This is a genomic window from Maribacter sp. 1_2014MBL_MicDiv (assembly GCF_001865655.1).
Classification (GTDB): Bacteria; Bacteroidota; Bacteroidia; order Flavobacteriales; family Flavobacteriaceae; genus Maribacter; species Maribacter dokdonensis.
The window spans coordinates 1,114,599-1,132,683 of record NZ_CP011318.1 but is presented as its reverse complement, the minus strand read 5'-3'; the positions used below and the strand labels follow the sequence as shown (position 1 = coordinate 1,132,683).

The window sequence follows — 18,085 nt, the reverse complement described above, 5'->3', positions numbered from 1 at the left end:
ATGAAAAAATATATTTTAATAATAGCGGTACTATTTGCTTTTGTTTCTTGTGAAGAAGAGAATATAGTATTTGATAGTGAAAATGGTCAAACATTGGCCAAGTTTTCGGCAAGTTCTATTTTAGTGCCAACTCCTACTGAGGGTGCATCAATTAATGTAGATGTTTTTGTTAGTACCAAAACGGATAGTGAAAGAACTATTTCCGTTGAAGTAGATCCATCTTCAACAGCAACTACAGACCAGTATACTATAAGTGGTCTAACAATTCCAGCTGGAGCTTTCGGATCAACGGTTACTATTACAGGTAATTTCGATGCTTTACCAGAAGAAGGCAGAGTAAATCTTATTCTAAATTTGGTAGACGTTTCTGGATCAAATGATATTGTCATAGAAAATTCACCTTTAAATTTAGAATTTTATAGAGAATGTCCTATTGCAGCAGGAGAATGGACTATTAATATGACCGACTCTTATGGAGATGGTTGGCAGACAGATACAACTACTGGTGGTTCAGGTTTAACCATTACTTTAAATGACGGTACTGTATTGGAAGTTGGACTTTGTTCTCCTTATGGTAGTGCTGCAGGAACATTTTTAGGAGATGGCGAATGTACACCTAATAATGGTTCAGAAGGAACAGTAACGATTACGATACCTGAAGGTACTGAATCTGCAGAGTGGTTCTTTCCAGGAGACCAGTATGGTGAAATTGGATTTGAAATTATATCTCCAAGTGGCGAAGTTGCTGGAGGTTATGAAAGTGCAGATGCAGGTTTACTTACAATAGATTATTGTAAGTAAGATTTGAACTTTTGTTTAAATCCATAATGATATAAATACATCATTATAATATTTTTGAAATCAGGCTGAAGCAATTTAGCCTGATTTTTTTTTACCTTATGATAAAGATTAGACTAATAGAACGACAGAATAGAAAACCAATTTAACTTGTTATGAAACATAAATTATTTATCGGTGTATTAAGTTGCTTTTTGTTAAATAGTATTGCATGTTCTTCGGATGATGAAACTGTTAATAATATTGAAGAAATGGAAGAAGAAGTTGTAGAAGAGGAGTCAGAATCAGATGATCCTGTTCAAACGGTTTATCCTCTTGAAGGGGAAACAGGTAATGTGTTATTGTATGATAATTCTTTGTCCAAGGAAGGATATGTTTTATTTAATGAAGCTACTGACGATCGGGTGTATTTAATGGCAAAAGATTCTGCTCAAATTATTCATGAATGGCAATTGGAATTTGGATTGGGTAATGATGTGGAATTATTGTCAGACGGTAAATTATTAGCTTCATTAGGTGTAGAAAGTCCAGATTTTAGCTTTGGAGGTTTTGGGGGCATTATTCAGCTAATAAACCCTGATAGTTCAATTGATTGGGAGTATGTTTTGGCAAATGAAGAGCATATTATTCATCATGATGTAGAAATGTTGCCTAATGGAAATGTATTGGCCTTAGTGTGGGATCTAAGACTTCCCGATGAACTTGACGCCATAGGTTACCTTGGTGAAGAGGAAAAAGTGTATACGGAATCCATAATAGAAATAAACCCAGCTACAAATGAAGTTGTTTGGAAGTGGGATTCTTGGGACCATATCATTCAGGATACAGATAGTTCTAAACCGTATTTTGGTATTGTAGCAGATAACCCTGAAAAAATCAATATCAACTTTATAGATGTTTTAAGAGAAGAAACAGGACCAGATGGAGATATAATGCATGCTAACGGATTAAGTTATGACAGTAATAAAGATTTAATTTATTTAAGTGTAAACTATTTTAGTGAGGTTTGGGTTATTGATCATAGCACAACAGTAGAGGAAGCCACAGTTGATTTTGGTGGTAATTATGGTAAAGGAGGCGATTTGGTTTATCGTTTTGGAAATCCTAGTGCTTATAATAATGAGAGTGGTGAACGTTTGTTTTACAATAATCATTTTCCAAATATTTTAAAAGATGGTTTACCGGGTGCTGGTAATATTTTAGTATATGCTAATGGAAACGGGGACACTAAACAATCTGTAGTTTATGAATTTAGATTACCTACGGAATTGAATTTAAATCCTAATGAAAACAATGAACCGGAAACGGTATGGCAATACACTAGAGATAATCTATATTCAGCTAGAGTTTCAGGAGCCATTCGTTTAGATAATGGCAATACATTGATAACTTCTGGTTCTATGGGTGTTATTGAAGTAACTAATGAAAAAGAGGTTGTTTGGGAGTTTGAGGGTACTGGTTTCTATTGGAGATCTTATCACTATAATCTTGATAGTTCTGCTATTTCTTTTTTAAACAGTGATATGCCTTAACCCTTAAAATTAGCAGTAGAATGGTCCTATATTAATTTGTTATAAAACTATATATTTTAAGTTTTTAATAACAGTTTTTAAACATGGCAATTCATAATAAACAATTAAATTGTCCCAAAATCAATGCATAAAATGAATAAAATTTTAACGGTAATTTTCATTGCCACTTTTGTGATCAACAACGTAAATGGACAAAATGCTTATTCTCCTGTTCCTGAAGAAGGCATAGTTAATTTTGTTACTAGCAGTACGGAAATAGAGCCTAGTAAGGCGAAAGGAAGTCCGTATCTAAATGAAGAATTTGTACACGGTGAAGTTATCGTAAACGAAAAAGTCGAGGAAGTAGGTAAAATGAGGTATAATGCCTACAGAAATGAAGTAGAAATTTTAGATAATTTATCTAAGGATTCTTATTACTCACTACTTAAAAGAGCATATATTAAAGTTGAGATAGACGGCAAGTTATATTGTATTTATACTTATGTAGATAATGATAAATCTATTAAAACTAGCTATTTCACAGAGTTGAATAAGGGACCTTTAAAATTGTTGTTTAAACCTGAAGCCTTATTAAAGCAGGCGCGTAGTCCTAGTACCTCTTATGAGAAATATTCTCCACCAACATATGTATGGAATAGTTCTTATTATATATTAGACAACAGAAATAAGGATTCTGAAAATCACGCAGTTAAAGTACGCTTAACAAAAAATAATATTTTAGATTTTACAGGGAGTAAGAAAAATGAAATGAAGTTATATGTTAAAGAAAAGAAATTAAATCTTAGAAAAGAACAAGATGTAATAGCATTTCTGAATTACTTTAATTCTTTATAAAAACATTTCAAAAATTAAATAGAAAAGCCAAAGATGTTCACCTTTGGCTTTTCTATTTATTCCACACGAAACTCAAATAATTCTGAGTTTGAAGTATTGTCAAATGAGTCTTTTGTAATTACTCTCCAATAGTAAGTATTGCCTGTTGAAATAGAAGCGTTTATCGTAGTGTTCGTGGTACTCCCTAATGAGGTGGTAGGCTCATTAACAGTATCAAATAATATCTCATAGGAAACAATATCATCATCAACATCAGATGTAGACCATTCAAGTGTAACGGTTGAACTTGTATCGGTTATAGTGGCACCTCTTTGTGGGGTAATCGCAACAGCCGGAAATGGAGCATAATTTTCAATACCTTGTCCTTGGTTGTAAAATGACCAAGTATCGCTGGTTGCGGTAGAAGTTGTTCCACTGGCAAGTGAAATTACATACCATTCATACGGTGTTCCCCTATTGATCAACACATCAACTTGGTTTGTTGTAGATGTTGCCGTTGTAACACTTCCCGATTCTAGATTTTTGATTTTAACTTCGTATGAATCGGTATTTTCAGAGGCTGACCATTGAAAATTTACCGTGCTTCTAGTGTCATCGTTCGCATTTATGACTCCTTCATTACATTCTGTATTGTCTTCGGGAAATATAAGGGATGCCGCACTTGGGTCTACTACAACCGGTGCAACAGGTTCTATAGGCGTTTCGTTGTCCGAGCCACCACCACATGAAAGCAAAAGTGATCCGAACAAAAACATGAAAGTGATATATTTTAGTATTCTCATTTTCTTATAATTTTATAATTAGAAAGCGTATTGCCATTTGTAACATTTAACATATATACACCTGTGGCTAAATTGTTAACGCTTATTTTAATTTCGTTATTGATAGGTTTCATTTTTTTCGAAAATATACTTGACCCATTTAATTTATAAAGGGAAATAGTAGCTTCTGTTGTAGAATTTGCACCTAAATATATGGTTAAATCACCTCCTTCAATTGGGTTTGGGTAGATAAAGAATTCATCATTTAGAAGAATATTTTCAGTATAAACACCTTGACAATCTAGATCTGTTTTTACTAATAGTTCTGTGCTGTTAGTATCTAAGGGTAAAGTTATCTCTTTAGCTGTAGTAGTGTACATCTTTTCATTTAAAAATATTGTATATAATTCACCACCTGCTAAGCTAAGTGTAACTTCATTACTCAATGAGTTGATTTTGGCTGACACCGACAACGACTCAGGTTCAGAAATAATTAGGTCATAGCAAATTTCATAATCAGTTTGTCCTTCTACGGTTACACATAATTGATAACTACCGGCAGATAAGTTGGAAAATGAACTTTCATCAGTAAAGCTTTCGCTTATTGAAGTATCGGTGCCGGTTAGTACAGCATTATATGTGTAGGTATTGTTGGCAGTGGTTATCACAATGCTACCATTGTTACTAGCGTTACATGAGCTACCTATAGTTTGAATTTGAAAATTTGTGTTCGGTAAAGAGAAAACCTCACAACCAGTAGTATTTACAACTGTTCCATTGGGTGTGTCATTGCATTGGTCAATATCATTAGGTACTCCATCATTATCACTATCATTATCGCATGGATTACCAATGCCGTCAAAGTCGTCATCTTCTTGATCTGGGTTTGCAATTAATGGGCAATTGTCATCAACATCTAAAATTCCATCGTTGTCGTCATCGGTGTCACAGACGTCACCAATACCATCATTATCGGTATCTAGTTGGTCTGCGTTTGCAATTAAAGGACAATTATCATTACTATCTAAAATTCCGTCATCATCGTCATCGTCATCATCAGGTAAGCCATCAACAACTAAATCGTCTATAATCACACCTTCTTGGGTGACCGCTGGATCAGATTGAAAAACAATTCTAAAAACCACGTTACTTTCACCCGTAAGGTTGGTTTCGCCATTGGCTGCGTTTAAATTGAAATCATAGGCATATTCGGTCATTTCTGTATTTTCACCGGTCCATTGAGCTCCAGGACAGTTTTGACAATCATCGGCTTCTTCTGATAAAGCATTTGTTCTGTTGCTATTATACCAGTTAGGTTGACTGTCGATATTGCCTAAAATATCCCAGTTGATACCTCCGTCAATGGAATACTCAACGTAAACTATGTCAAAATTTAGTTCTAGGTCATAAGCCATATTAAATTTTAGGACAGGGGCTATTATAGAGGTCATGTCATAGCAATTGCTCAATAAAATAGCTTTTGTACTATTGGGGTGATCGCCACTTAAATTGGTGCCGTAAACATTTGTTCCAGACGTGGCGGTATTTAGTTTTGACCCTGCAGGTACTCCTCTCTGCCAAACCACTTCAGAATTACCATCATTGTAAGTAATTAGAGATTCCTCTTCGGTTTCAAACGTGTTAACTTCACCACCGGACCCTGGTACATTAAGAAAAAATCTATTCTCAAGTGTATTGTTGTCGCTGTAGCTGTCATTAGGAATGGTCGCTGTTATGGATATGTTGGAATTGCCAAAATTGGTCGAGGTTTCAATAGGTAAAGCAATAGTTTCAGTAGCGTTACTTAATAGATTACCTGTCCAAGTAAATGTTTGTTCTGGATTATTGTTAATTGTATAGGTGATTTCAATTTGGGTAATGGTATTAAGTCCTTGGTTTTCTACAGTTGCCGTTGGGGTAAAGGAGTCGCAAAGCACTTCGTTTGAGTTTGGGGTAATAGATACTAATCTTACTTCATTGTCGGGTATTTGAATTGGTATTGTAGATTCCCAAACACCTCTACCGTATGTTGAAGCAATAATTTTTTCTCCATCTAAATTGACTTCTAGATCACTTATAGCAACACTTGGCAAATTGGTAAAGTATTCTTCCCATTCTGAAAGGGTGTCGTCTAATCTGTAAACACCTAAGCTTGTACCTACGTAAATTGGATTTTCGGTATGTCTGCCTTGGTGAGCTATTGAGAAAAATGCTTGATCGGTTGGAATATCGAAGGTGATGTTTTCTGAAATTGTTTCTGATTCGCCAATAGTGACCTTAAAAACTCCTCTTTCTGAAGGTTGTTCATTTTGGGCGATACCCACTCTGTCAGATGTAGTAAGATAAATAATATTACTATCATTTGAGTTAATGGCCATATCTGAGATTTCCGAATCCATTACTTTTATGAGGCTAAAAGTGGCACCGCCATTTCTACTTCTATATAGTATATTACTTTCAGCGGCAAATATTGTTTCAGGATTATTAGGGTCAACTTCAAGATCGTCAATATTGCCTGTGCCAATTGAAGATGATATTTTGCTCCATTGGTTGTTTTCTAATTTGTATAAAGCATCAAAACCGGCATAAACAGAACCATCTGAGGCAACAGCCAACGGAGTAATCCAATTTCCTTGTATGGTGTTGCCATTTGTATCTGTAGGTGCAGCGACTACCCCAACAGATTGCCCGGAATCTGAAGAGATGAATAGGCTTCCTCCAAACTGGACAAATCCATAAACTAAACTACTATTATTAGGGTCAATTTCATAATCCATTCCATCACCACCGGTGAAAACATGCCATTGTTCTTGGTTTCGTATAAAACCTGCATTGTCCTGTAGACCTCCTGTTATTTTGCCTGCATCATTTTTTGCTACAGAAATTCTATAAAATTGACTAATACTGATGCCTGCGGTGTAATCGGTAAAAGAACTTCCTCCGTTTTCAGACATATAAATACCCCCATCACTACCAACATAGAGTTTGTTGTTGAAAATTTTAATAGTATGTATATCTGCGTGGGTATATCCTTGATCGGTAACGTTCCATCTATTGATTCTAATGAAAGTATCGCCTCCATTGGTGCTTTTCCAGACATTTAGACAACCCGTATAAACTTCGTTGAAATTTGATGGTGACACCTCAATGGCAAGATCGAACCAAGCTTGGTTAGATTCAAAAATATCTTGTTCGCTAGCTGTCCTCGTAAAAGACTCTCCACTGTCCAGTGATTTGTACAATCCACCAAAGGCAAAGCTATTACCTCCTGTTAGTGCTCGTAAAACATATACTCCAGATGGGTTTGCTCCACTAACTCCTATAGCAAGTCTCCCTGAACTTGAAGGAATGCCATTTGTGATCTCTACAAAATTCTCTCCACCATCTGTAGATTTGAAAAAAGTATTTGAAGATACTGCATATATGGTGTTGGGGTCATTGGGTTTTAATTTGAAATCTTGAATATTACCGCTTCTTTTTACGGACCAAGTTGCTCCTCCATCTGTTGATTTTTGAAGACCTGCACTGGTACTTACCCAAATAATATTCGAGTTAGTTGGGTCTATGGTAATTTCGCTCATTAATAAGTTAATATTAGAATTACTTGGGTTTAGTCCCGTTTCATTCCAACTATTCCCTCCATCAGTAGATTTAAAAACGCCAACACTATATGAATCAGCAGCATCATCATCACCAGTAGCAATATAGATGATTTGAGAATTGTTTGGGTCAATTGCAATACCGGAGACTCCTATTTGAGGAAAATCATCAAATAAATTCACCCATGAAGAACCACCATCTATTGATTTCCAAATTCCGCCTGCGGGCGCACCTACGTACCAGATGTTTTCATTGTTAGGGTCTACGGTAATTGCGTTTACTCTACCTTGCCCATTTAATGCGCCAGAATAAGTATCATGTGTAAAGGGACCTATGGAATTCCAGCTGGCAATAGGGTTCGCTGCTTTGCCGGTACTTTCATGTTTGCGTTTCCATGACTCCCATAATTGTTTGGAAGTGGGAAGGTTGCCATTTTTGTCTATATAGTGGGTCCAATAATTCTCCCACCTTTTATATGGTTTAAACCCGCTTCCCTTTTTTGTATAATCCTTATCGCTCCAATAGTTATTGAATGCATTCGAAATTTCGTACAATGAATTTGTTGGGGAAGAAGATTTGGATGTTTGCTGATTGGCTTTTAAATCTTTCATCCATGGCGCATTTTCATTGAATTGCGCACTAACATTTATAATAGCAAAAAGTACTATTATATTAAAAAGTAGAACTTTCATTAACATTTTTTTATAAAAATCAGAAAAATATTTCTTTTAATAATAGAGTGATCAGTTAAATTTTAATATTTATTTGTTTATCCTTTGTAGTTAACGTAACAAACTCCCTTAAACTTTCACATTTACTTAGCAACAAAAAAATTAACTTTGCAAGGGTAACATTGCTTCATGAAATATATAATTTTAGTTTTATTGTGTTTTACAACGTCAATTGTTTTAGGACAAGATGTAATTGGAAAACCACAGAAAAAAGGCGATTCGCTTTCATTGGTAAAGAAAACAAAGCCAATAAATCCAAAAGACAAGCTTAAAAATGATTCTATAACTTTAACTATAGAAGATTATAAAATAATTTCTTTTGAAAGAGATACTACCTTTTTAGATACAACCTTGACTATCCAAAAGGAGTATAAGTATAACTACTTGCGTGAAGATGACTTTGAGTTAATGTCTTTTTCCAACATTGGGCAAGCCTATAACGAACTTGGGGTAGATTTTGAAAGGGTGGGGAGCTATCCAAATCTTGGGGCACTAGCAAAAGACCGTAAATACCTAGAGAAAGAACAAATTAATTATTATAATGTAGCCACCCCAATGACCGAGTTGTTTTTTAAAACAACTTTGGAAGAAGGTCAATTACTAGACGCAAATTTGACTTTCAATACCTCAAGAAGATTAAATTTTTCTATAGGTTATATAGGCTTTCGTTCGCTTGGTAAGTATAATGATACTCAAATAGAATCAGGTAATTTTATAACTACAACAAATTATTTATCTAAAAACGGTAGATATTCGTTAAGAGCGCACATAGCTGCACAGAATATTTCGTCTGAAGAAAATGGAGGCTTGGCAGAAAAAGAAGAGCAATTTGAATCTGGTGATGAGGATTTTATAAATAGACCGAGGGTAGATGTCTTGTTAGATGATGCTGAAAATAAGATATTAGGTAAAAGATATTACTTAGACCATCAATATAAATTGGTGAGAAAACAGTTAGATTCTACCCGGTTTGAAAAAACGGCATTATCTATAGGACATAGTTTTGATTATGAGACCAAGTATTATCAGTTTATAGAAACATCGAATGATACATTATTTGGTGATGCAATTTTAAGTGCTATAGATGATAAGGCAATTTTGAAGACGTTTTATAACGAGGTTAATATAGAATTTTACAACAAGACACTAGGTAGGCTAACAGGCGGTGTTAATATATATAATTACGATTATTATTTCAATAGTAGGCTTATTGAAGCAGATGGAACGGTAATACCCAATAGATTGAACGGAACTGAGTTTGGACTGGTGGGAAAGTATGAGAAACGAATAGGTGGTTTTGATTTTAATGCGGATTTAAAATATAATCTTTCAGGTGAGTTGGCGGGTAATGTGTTCAATGCCTCTGCAACCTATAATATTAATGATAATAATAAGGTGAGGTTCGCCCTGCACAATTCTTCTAGGTTGCCCAATTTTAACTACTTATTGTATCAAAGTGAATATTTTAATTATAACTGGGATAATAGTAATGTTTTTGAAAAGGAAAGAGCAAGTAGTTTAAAAGGTGAGTTGTTGTCCAAAACTTGGGGACACTTAATGGTGAAGTATAGTAATTTAGATAACTATACATATTTTGCCCCTGTATCAGAAGAGGTGATTGCCGATGGGTTGGATAATGCATTTACAAAACCGTTGCAAGAGGGTAATACGGTATCTCATCTAAAAGTGAAATATCAAAAAGAATTCAAGGTTGGAATGTTTGCATTGAATAATACGGTCATGTATCAAAATGTGACTCAAGATTCTCAAGTACTCAATGTTCCGCAACTGGTAACTAGAAACACATTGTATTTTTCTTCTGATGTTTTTAAGAAAGCAATGTTTTTACAGACGGGTGTAACCTTTAAATACTTTACTGCTTATAATATGAATGGGTATAATCCTGTACTGGGTGAATTTTATGTTCAAAATAAAGAAGAGTTGGGTGGGTTCCCTTTGTTAGATTTCTTTATTAATGCAAGAATACAACAGACTAGAATTTATTTAAAGGCAGAACATTTTAACGCTTCGTTTTCTGGATATGATTATTATGCTGCACCAAATTATCCTTATCGTGATTTCGTTATACGCTTCGGTTTGGTGTGGAATTTCTTTTCTTAGTTTTTTGACGTCATTTATAAGTTATTGACAATAAGATGATTATGATATTTTGATTTGCTAGTGCATTGATTTTTAGAATCTTAATCCCACTGTGATTTCTTCTATGTGCAAATGTTTCATAATCATGCAGTTATGTATGTGTTCAAAAACTTTGGTTATTTTATTTCAAAAAGTCTTGTTGATTAGAAAATAGGTTGTAGATTTGCACCCCGCTAGCGAGGAAGACGAGTTCTGAATCGGGAGTCGGAAAAGGTTCATTTATATGTTGGTTGGTCTGGGGAAAAAAAAGAAAGAATATTTTTTTTCGAAATAAGTTGCCAGGTTAAAAAACAGTTGTATATTTGCAGCCGCTTAGGGAAACACCTAAGGGAAACGAAGCGAAAATGTCGTAAGATTTTTGGAGCGGAGTGGATGGAAGTTCATTGAAATATTGTGGAGATTATAAGAATCGAGAACGGGTGAGGACCTGTTCGAGAGGAACACGAATTAAGAAACATACCATATAATATGCCTTGTGCATATTTGGATATATTGAATCGAGAGTCGGGGCCGGGATGGATTTGGTTTCGTTGGGACGAATATTTACAAAACAACGATGAAGAGTTTGATCCTGGCTCAGGATGAACGCTAGCGGCAGGCCTAACACATGCAAGTCGAGGGGCAGCGGGGAAAAGCTTGCTTTTCCGCCGGCGACCGGCGCACGGGTGCGCACCGCGTATGGAACCTGCCTTGTACAGGGGAATAGCCCAGGGAAACTTGGATTAATGCCCCGTAGTACCGTATTTCGGCATCGTTATACGGTTAAAGCCTTCGGGCGGTACAAGATGGCCATGCGTCCCATTAGCTTGTTGGTAAGGTAACGGCTTACCAAGGCTACGATGGGTAGGGGCCCTGAGAGGGGGATCCCCCACACTGGTACTGAGACACGGACCAGACTCCTACGGGAGGCAGCAGTGAGGAATATTGGACAATGGAGGAGACTCTGATCCAGCCATGCCGCGTGCAGGAAGAATGCCCTATGGGTAGTAAACTGCTTTTATACGGGAAGAAAAAGAGCTACGTGTAGCTTACTGACGGTACCGTAAGAATAAGGACCGGCTAACTCCGTGCCAGCAGCCGCGGTAATACGGAGGGTCCGAGCGTTATCCGGAATTATTGGGTTTAAAGGGTCCGTAGGCGGGCCGATAAGTCAGGGGTGAAAGTCTGCCGCTCAACGGTAGAACTGCCTTTGATACTGTCGGTCTTGAGTTATAGTGAAGTTGCCGGAATATGTAGTGTAGCGGTGAAATGCATAGATATTACATAGAACACCGATTGCGAAGGCAGGTGACTAACTATCGACTGACGCTGATGGACGAAAGCGTGGGGAGCGAACAGGATTAGATACCCTGGTAGTCCACGCCGTAAACGATGGATACTAGCTGTCCGGTACCTTGAGTACTGGGCGGCCAAGCGAAAGTGATAAGTATCCCACCTGGGGAGTACGTTCGCAAGAATGAAACTCAAAGGAATTGACGGGGGCCCGCACAAGCGGTGGAGCATGTGGTTTAATTCGATGATACGCGAGGAACCTTACCAGGGCTTAAATGCATATTGACAGGGTCAGAGATGACTTTTCCTTCGGGCAATTTGCAAGGTGCTGCATGGTTGTCGTCAGCTCGTGCCGTGAGGTGTCAGGTTAAGTCCTATAACGAGCGCAACCCCTACCGTTAGTTGCCAGCATGTCATGATGGGGACTCTAACGGGACTGCCGGTGCAAACCGTGAGGAAGGTGGGGATGACGTCAAATCATCACGGCCCTTACGTCCTGGGCCACACACGTGCTACAATGGCAGGTACAGAGAGCAGCCACGTCGCAAGGCGGAGCGAATCTATAAAACCTGTCACAGTTCGGATCGGGGTCTGCAACTCGACCCCGTGAAGCTGGAATCGCTAGTAATCGGATATCAGCCATGATCCGGTGAATACGTTCCCGGGCCTTGTACACACCGCCCGTCAAGCCATGGAAGCCGGGAGTGCCTGAAGTCCGTCACCGTAAGGAGCGGCCTAGGGCAAGATCGGTAACTAGGGCTAAGTCGTAACAAGGTAGCCGTACCGGAAGGTGCGGCTGGAACACCTCCTTTCTAGAGATTGTCCTTTTAAGGACGGTCCCTGGCGAAACGAAGAATCGGAATAACGGTCCCGGTCTTTTGGTTTAATACGATTGTTTTTTAAGATAAAGTGTTCGGATAAGAATAAAGATCTCCATAATCATGATATATAAGTAATTGCTTTTCCGGGAAGGTATTTATACTGAAGAGGAAGAGTAGGGACAGTCCCATAGCTCAGCTGGTTAGAGCGCTACACTGATAATGTAGAGGTCGGCAGTTCGAGTCTGCCTGGGACTACAAACAAGAAAGGGTGCCCATCGGGCATTACGTTCATATATTGAAATATTGAAGGAAATTTTAGAAGTTGTGCTACCTGTCAACTGTAAACTGGCAACAGCCGACTTATGGAATTGGGGGATTAGCTCAGCTGGCTAGAGCGCCTGCCTTGCACGCAGGAGGTCATCGGTTCGACTCCGATATTCTCCACATTACGATTGACAATGTTCAATTAGCAATAAGCAATTTTTAATTGTTCATTGTTCACTGATAATTGTCAACTGTTCAACGTTCATTGACATATTGGAACAGGAGGTAAGATATTTGTCTTACCGACTAAAAAAGAAAGAAACACGAATCTTTATTAAGTAAAGAGTACGAATCAAGAATAGAATAGATTAAAGATCTGGCGACAAGCTGGAAAAGGGCGTATGGGGAATGCCTAGGCTCTCAGAGGCGAAGAAGGACGTGATAAGCTGCGAAAAGCTGCGGGGATCGGCACACACGATATGATCCGCAGGTATCCGAATGGGGCAACCCGTTATATTGAAGGTATAACATCCGCAAGGAGGCAAACCCGGGGAACTGAAACATCTAAGTACCCGGAGGAGGAGAAAACAAAAGTGATTCCGATAGTAGCGGCGAGCGAAATCGGATTAGTCCAAACCGTACATGTTCCGGCATGTGCGGGGTTGTAGGACCACGACATTCGAGATGTAATGAACTAGAACGCTTTGGAAATAGCGGCCATAGAGGGTGATAGTCCCGTATAGGCAAAGAGCATTTAGATAGTGGTATCCTGAGTAGTGCGGGGCACGTGAAACCCTGTATGAATCCGGCGGGACCATCCGCCAAGACTAAATACTCCTGAGAGACCGATAGTGAACCAGTACCGTGAGGGAAAGGTGAAAAGAACCGTGAATAACGGAGTGAAATAGATCCTGAAACCATACGCTTACAAGCGGTCGGAGCCCATATGGGTGACGGCGTGCCTTTTGCATAATGAGCCTACGAGTTACTTTTACTGGCAAGGTTAAGTTCTTCAGGAACGGAGCCGTAGCGAAAGCGAGTCTTAATAGGGCGCCATAGTCAGTAGTAGTAGACGCGAAACCGTGCGATCTACCCATGGGCAGGTTGAAGCTGTGGTAACACATAGTGGAGGACCGAACCCGTTGACGTTGAAAAGTCTTGGGATGACCTGTGGGTAGGGGTGAAAGGCCAATCAAGCTCGGAAATAGCTCGTACTCCCCGAAATGCATTTAGGTGCAGCGTGTAGATAGTTTTATAGAGGTAGAGCTACTGATTGGATGCGGGGGCTTCACCGCCTACCAATTCCTGACAAACTCCGAATGCTATAAAATGTTTCTGCGCAGTGAGGGCATGGGTGCTAAGGTCCATGTCCGAGAGGGAAAGAACCCAGATCACCGGCTAAGGTCCCAAAGTATATGCTAAGTTGATATAACGCGGTGGAACTGCATTGACAGCCAGGATGTTGGCTTGGAAGCAGCCATTCATTTAAAGAGTGCGTAACAGCTCACTGGTCGAGCGGTTCCGCATGGATAATAATCGGGCATAAGCATATCACCGAAGCCGTGACTTTGTATTTATACAAGGGGTAGGGGAGCATTGTAACTGCGTCGAAGGCGTACCTGCGAGGGATGCTGGAGCGGTTACAAACGAAAATGTAGGCATAAGTAACGATAATGCGGGCGAGAAACCCGCACGCCGAAAGACCAAGGTTTCCCCAGCTATGCTAATCAGCTGGGGGTCAGTCGGGACCTAACGCGAACCCGAAGGGGATAGTGGATGGACAACAGATTAATATTTCTGTACCTGCTCACGCTAAAAGTGACGGAGGCGAGAAGTTGGTGCGTACAGACGGAATTGTACGTTGAAGGGAGTAGTAATACCCCGATAGTACACCGAGGCCACGGCCAAGGTGATAATCCAGCATATCGACTTCCAAGAAAAGCGAGTGAAGCAGCCCGTACCGTAAACCGACACAGGTGGTTGGGATGAGTATTCTAAGGCGCTCGAGAGATTCATGGCTAAGGAACTAGGCAAAATAGACCCGTAACTTCGGGAGAAGGGTCGCCCCCTTATGGGGGGCCGCAGTGAAGAGGTCCAGGCGACTGTTTATCAAAAACACAGGGCTCTGCAAAATCGAAAGATGACGTATAGGGCCTGACACCTGCCCGGTGCTGGAAGGTTAAGAGGAGATGTCATTCCTTCGGGGAGAAGCATTGAATTGAAGCCCCAGTAAACGGCGGCCGTAACTATAACGGTCCTAAGGTAGCGAAATTCCTTGTCGGGTAAGTTCCGACCTGCACGAATGGTGCAACGATCTGGACACTGTCTCGGCCATGAGCTCGGTGAAATTGTAGTATCGGTGAAGATGCCGGTTACCCGCAGTGGGACGAAAAGACCCCGTGCACCTTTACTATAGCTTCGTATTGACCTTGGTCAAGCAATGTGTAGGATAGCTGGGAGACTTTGAAGCTGCATCGCCAGGTGTGGTGGAGTCATTGTTGAAATACCAGCCTTTGCTTGTCCGGGGCCTAACTCTCTTCTGAGAGAACAGTGCGTGGTGGGTAGTTTGACTGGGGTGGTCGCCTCCAAAAGAGTAACGGAGGCTTCTAAAGGTGCCCTCAATACGGTTGGCAATCGTGTGTAGAGTGCAATGGCACAAGGGCGCTTGACTGAGAGACATACAGGTCGATCAGGTTGGAAACAAGAGCATAGTGATCCGGTGGTTCCGCATGGAAGGGCCATCGCTCAAAGGATAAAAGGTACGCCGGGGATAACAGGCTGATCTCCCCCAAGAGCTCATATCGACGGGGGGGTTTGGCACCTCGATGTCGGCTCGTCACATCCTGGGGCTGGAGAAGGTCCCAAGGGTTGGGCTGTTCGCCCATTAAAGTGGCACGCGAGCTGGGTTCAGAACGTCGTGAGACAGTTCGGTCTCTATCTACTGCGGGCGTTAGAAATTTGAGTGGATCTGACTCTAGTACGAGAGGACCGAGTTGGACCGACCGCTGGTGCGCCAGTTGTTCCGCCAGGAGCATCGCTGGGTAGCTATGTCGGGATCGGATAAGCGCTGAAAGCATATAAGCGCGAAACCGGCCACAAGATGAGATTTCTTTAAAGGGCCGTGGGAGATGACCACGTTGATAGGCTATAGGTGGAAGGGCAGTAATGTCCGTAGCCGAGTAGTACTAATTGCCCGTCAGGCTTGCGCATACGTACGTCCCTTCCTTGTGGAGGGGCGCACGACGATCTTTACTTCTTTCTTTCGATTCTGAAACATATTTGACGATATACATGTTTCTTTCCTTTATAGGAATCCTGTTCCATTCATGTCAACGATATTGCGGCGAAGGCCGCGGTCGGCAATGTCCGATCCAAAACTTAGGTGGCCATGGCGACGGGGCCCACCCCTTACCATTCCGAACAGGGAAGTTAAGACCGTTTGCGCCGATGGTACTGCTATACCAAGTGGGAGAGTAGGTAGCCGCCTTTTTCGAAAGCCCCTTACAGTAATGTAAGGGGCTTTTTTTATACCCTAAAGTGAAAGTGACCGGGGTGATATAAGTATTACCCTATCTTCATACGGACTGTTATACTTCTAGTGCAATTATAAGTAAGTAGTTATACGTGTTCTCTTTGAATGCCTAAGGGCTAGTTCTGCGGTTTCATTTAAGTTTAAAAGATGTAATGAGCCTAATAATGAGTACAGAAAAAAATCTATTATTGATATTATGAGCTAATAGTTCATGAATTTGGATATTGATAAGTGAAGTATAGCCAAATAGATAAAAAAAATCCGCAACCTTAACAGTTGCGGATTTGTAGTTTATAGGTAGTTAATAATTATACCCTAGGTAAATCACCTTCACCTTTTAATGGTAAAGCAGTTTCTCCCATTAAATATTTATCTACATGATGTGCAGCTTGTCTACCTTCTGAAATGGCCCAGACAATAAGAGATTGTCCTCTTCTTTGGTCACCAGCTGCAAAAACACCAGGAACATTTGTTTTATAATCATTTTCAGAGGCTTTTATATTGGTTTTTGCATCCATTTCTAAACCTAATTGATTCGCAACGGTATTTTCAGAACCGGTAAAACCTAAAGCTAATAAAGCCAAATCACATTTCCATTCCTTCTCAGTACCTTCAACTTCTTTTAACTGTGGTCGTTGACCTGGAGTTTTAATCCATTCTACTTCAGAAGTTATTAAGCCTGTAAGGTTACCATCTTGATCACCAATAAATTTTTTGGTGGATATACTAAAGAAACGCTCAGCTCCTTCTTTGTGAGAAGAACTAGTTCTTAAACGCATAGGCCAAAACGGCCAAGGCTGACCTTCGGGTCTTTCTGTAGTGGCCATTGGCATGATCTCGAAATTTGATACTGAAATTGCTCCATGTCTAAAAGATGTTCCAATACAATCTGATCCAGTATCACCACCACCAATAACAATTACATTTTTATTGGTTGCTTTTATTTCTTCTCCAAGTTCTTTGATACCATCTACTCTTCTGTTGTTCTGTCCAAGAAAATCCATGGCTTGAACAACCCCTTTTAAGTCAGACCCTTCAATTGGTAAATTTCTTCTGATAGTAGCTCCACCGGTTAAAACTATAGCATCAAAATTTTGTTTTAATTCATCAGCTTTTATATCTACTCCAATATGTACACCGCAATTGAAGTTTATACCTTCAGCTTTCAGAATTTCTAAGCGACGATCTATGACGTTCTTTTCCATCTTAAAATCAGGAATTCCGTAACGCAAAAGACCTCCTGGTTTTTCATCTCGTTCAAAAACAGTTACATTATGGCCTGCTCTATTAAGTTGCTGTGCCGTGGCTAGACCTGCAGGTCCCGATCCAACGATAGCTACTTTTTTGCCGGTTCTGGTAAGTGGCGGTTTAGCAGATATCCAACCTTTCTCAAAGGCAGTTTCTACAATATTTTTTTCAATATTTTCAATACTTACCGGATCTTCATTAATACCCAAAACACATGCCTCTTCGCATGGTGCCGGGCACAATCTACCGGTAAATTCTGGAAAATTATTTGTTGAATGTAATATTGAACTTGCTTTTTCCCATTTACCACGGTATACCGCATCATTAAAATCTGGAATTAAATTACCCAATGGGCAACCACTATGGCAAAAAGGTATGCCACAATCCATACAACGCGCACCTTGATTTTTTAATTCGTTTTCTGGTAACGGTACTGTAAATTCCTTGTAATTTTTTAAACGTTCCTCAACCGGTTCGTATGCTTCAATTTTTCTGTCGAATTCCAAAAATCCTGTTGTCTTTCCCATGTTCC

The 18,085-nt window shown here is 39.7% G+C and carries 7 protein-coding genes, 2 tRNA genes and 3 rRNA genes; 9 read left to right on the top strand and 3 right to left on the bottom strand.

What is annotated here, in order from left to right:
• The 3 genes from YQ22_RS04650 (at nt 1) to YQ22_RS04640 (ending at nt 3,164) form a co-directional block, all read left to right on the top strand.
• On the top strand, nt 1-801 hold the full coding sequence (locus YQ22_RS04650) for a hypothetical protein (RefSeq protein WP_071340241.1): 801 nt from the start codon (nt 1-3) through the stop codon (nt 799-801).
• Nucleotides 802-953: 152 nt separating this feature from the next.
• Nucleotides 954-2,330: an aryl-sulfate sulfotransferase gene (locus YQ22_RS04645; RefSeq protein ID WP_071340240.1), complete on the top strand. Its 1,377-nt coding sequence runs from the start codon at nt 954-956 to the stop codon at nt 2,328-2,330.
• Between the two features lie 132 nt (nt 2,331-2,462).
• A complete protein-coding gene (locus YQ22_RS04640) occupies nt 2,463-3,164 on the top strand; it encodes a hypothetical protein (protein WP_071340239.1) in 702 nt (233 codons plus the stop codon).
• 56 nt (nt 3,165-3,220) lie between these two features.
• Here YQ22_RS04640 and YQ22_RS04635 read toward each other — a convergent pair whose 3' ends face one another.
• Both YQ22_RS04635 and YQ22_RS04630 read right to left on the bottom strand, forming a co-directional pair.
• Nucleotides 3,221-3,946 carry a hypothetical protein gene (locus YQ22_RS04635; protein ID WP_071340238.1) on the bottom strand — a complete coding sequence of 242 codons (726 nt, stop codon included), beginning with the start codon at nt 3,944-3,946 and terminating at the stop codon, nt 3,221-3,223.
• The gene (locus YQ22_RS04630; RefSeq protein ID WP_156894530.1) at nt 3,943-8,217 is read right to left on the bottom strand and encodes a thrombospondin type 3 repeat-containing protein; all 4,275 of its coding nucleotides are present in this window, start codon (nt 8,215-8,217) and stop codon (nt 3,943-3,945) included. Before YQ22_RS04630 ends, YQ22_RS04635 begins: the two co-directional genes overlap by 4 nt.
• Before the next feature lie 168 nt (nt 8,218-8,385).
• Here YQ22_RS04630 and YQ22_RS04625 point away from each other — a divergent pair, with 168 nt between their 5' ends.
• From YQ22_RS04625 to rrf, 6 genes are all read left to right on the top strand, one after another.
• The gene (locus YQ22_RS04625) at nt 8,386-10,377 is read left to right on the top strand and encodes a putative porin (protein ID WP_071340236.1); all 1,992 of its coding nucleotides are present in this window, start codon (nt 8,386-8,388) and stop codon (nt 10,375-10,377) included.
• A 592-nt stretch (nt 10,378-10,969) separates the two neighbouring features.
• Nucleotides 10,970-12,500, top strand: a 16S ribosomal RNA gene (locus tag YQ22_RS04620).
• 190 nt (nt 12,501-12,690) lie between these two features.
• Nucleotides 12,691-12,764 (top strand) — tRNA-Ile (locus tag YQ22_RS04615).
• A gap of 115 nt (nt 12,765-12,879) precedes the next feature.
• Nucleotides 12,880-12,953, top strand: a tRNA-Ala gene (locus YQ22_RS04610).
• Nucleotides 12,954-13,152: 199 nt separating this feature from the next.
• Nucleotides 13,153-15,983: ribosomal RNA gene (locus YQ22_RS04605) — 23S ribosomal RNA — on the top strand.
• Between the two features lie 168 nt (nt 15,984-16,151).
• Nucleotides 16,152-16,263 (top strand): 5S ribosomal RNA (gene rrf / locus YQ22_RS04600).
• The 16S, 23S and 5S rRNA genes sit together here with 2 tRNA genes alongside, the layout of an rRNA operon.
• 350 nt (nt 16,264-16,613) lie before the next feature.
• On the opposite strand, the gene YQ22_RS04595 is transcribed toward rrf, so the two are convergent.
• Nucleotides 16,614-18,080: a glutamate synthase subunit beta gene (locus YQ22_RS04595; RefSeq protein WP_071340235.1), complete on the bottom strand. Its 1,467-nt coding sequence runs from the start codon at nt 18,078-18,080 to the stop codon at nt 16,614-16,616.
• Between the last annotated feature and the right edge of the window lie 5 nt (nt 18,081-18,085).

Bases quoted from the DNA above. Each gene is read 5' to 3' on its own strand.
- YQ22_RS04650 (WP_071340241.1), top strand. From the start codon at position 1: ATGAAAAAATATATTTTAATAATAGCGGTACTATTTGCTTTTGTTTCT.
- YQ22_RS04645 (WP_071340240.1), top strand. From the start codon at position 954: ATGAAACATAAATTATTTATCGGTGTATTAAGTTGCTTTTTGTTAAAT.
- YQ22_RS04640 (WP_071340239.1), top strand. From the start codon at position 2,463: ATGAATAAAATTTTAACGGTAATTTTCATTGCCACTTTTGTGATCAAC.
- YQ22_RS04635 (WP_071340238.1), bottom strand. From the start codon at position 3,946: ATGAGAATACTAAAATATATCACTTTCATGTTTTTGTTCGGATCACTT.
- YQ22_RS04630 (WP_156894530.1), bottom strand. From the start codon at position 8,217: ATGAAAGTTCTACTTTTTAATATAATAGTACTTTTTGCTATTATAAAT.
- YQ22_RS04625 (WP_071340236.1), top strand. From the start codon at position 8,386: ATGAAATATATAATTTTAGTTTTATTGTGTTTTACAACGTCAATTGTT.
- YQ22_RS04595 (WP_071340235.1), bottom strand. From the start codon at position 18,080: ATGGGAAAGACAACAGGATTTTTGGAATTCGACAGAAAAATTGAAGCA.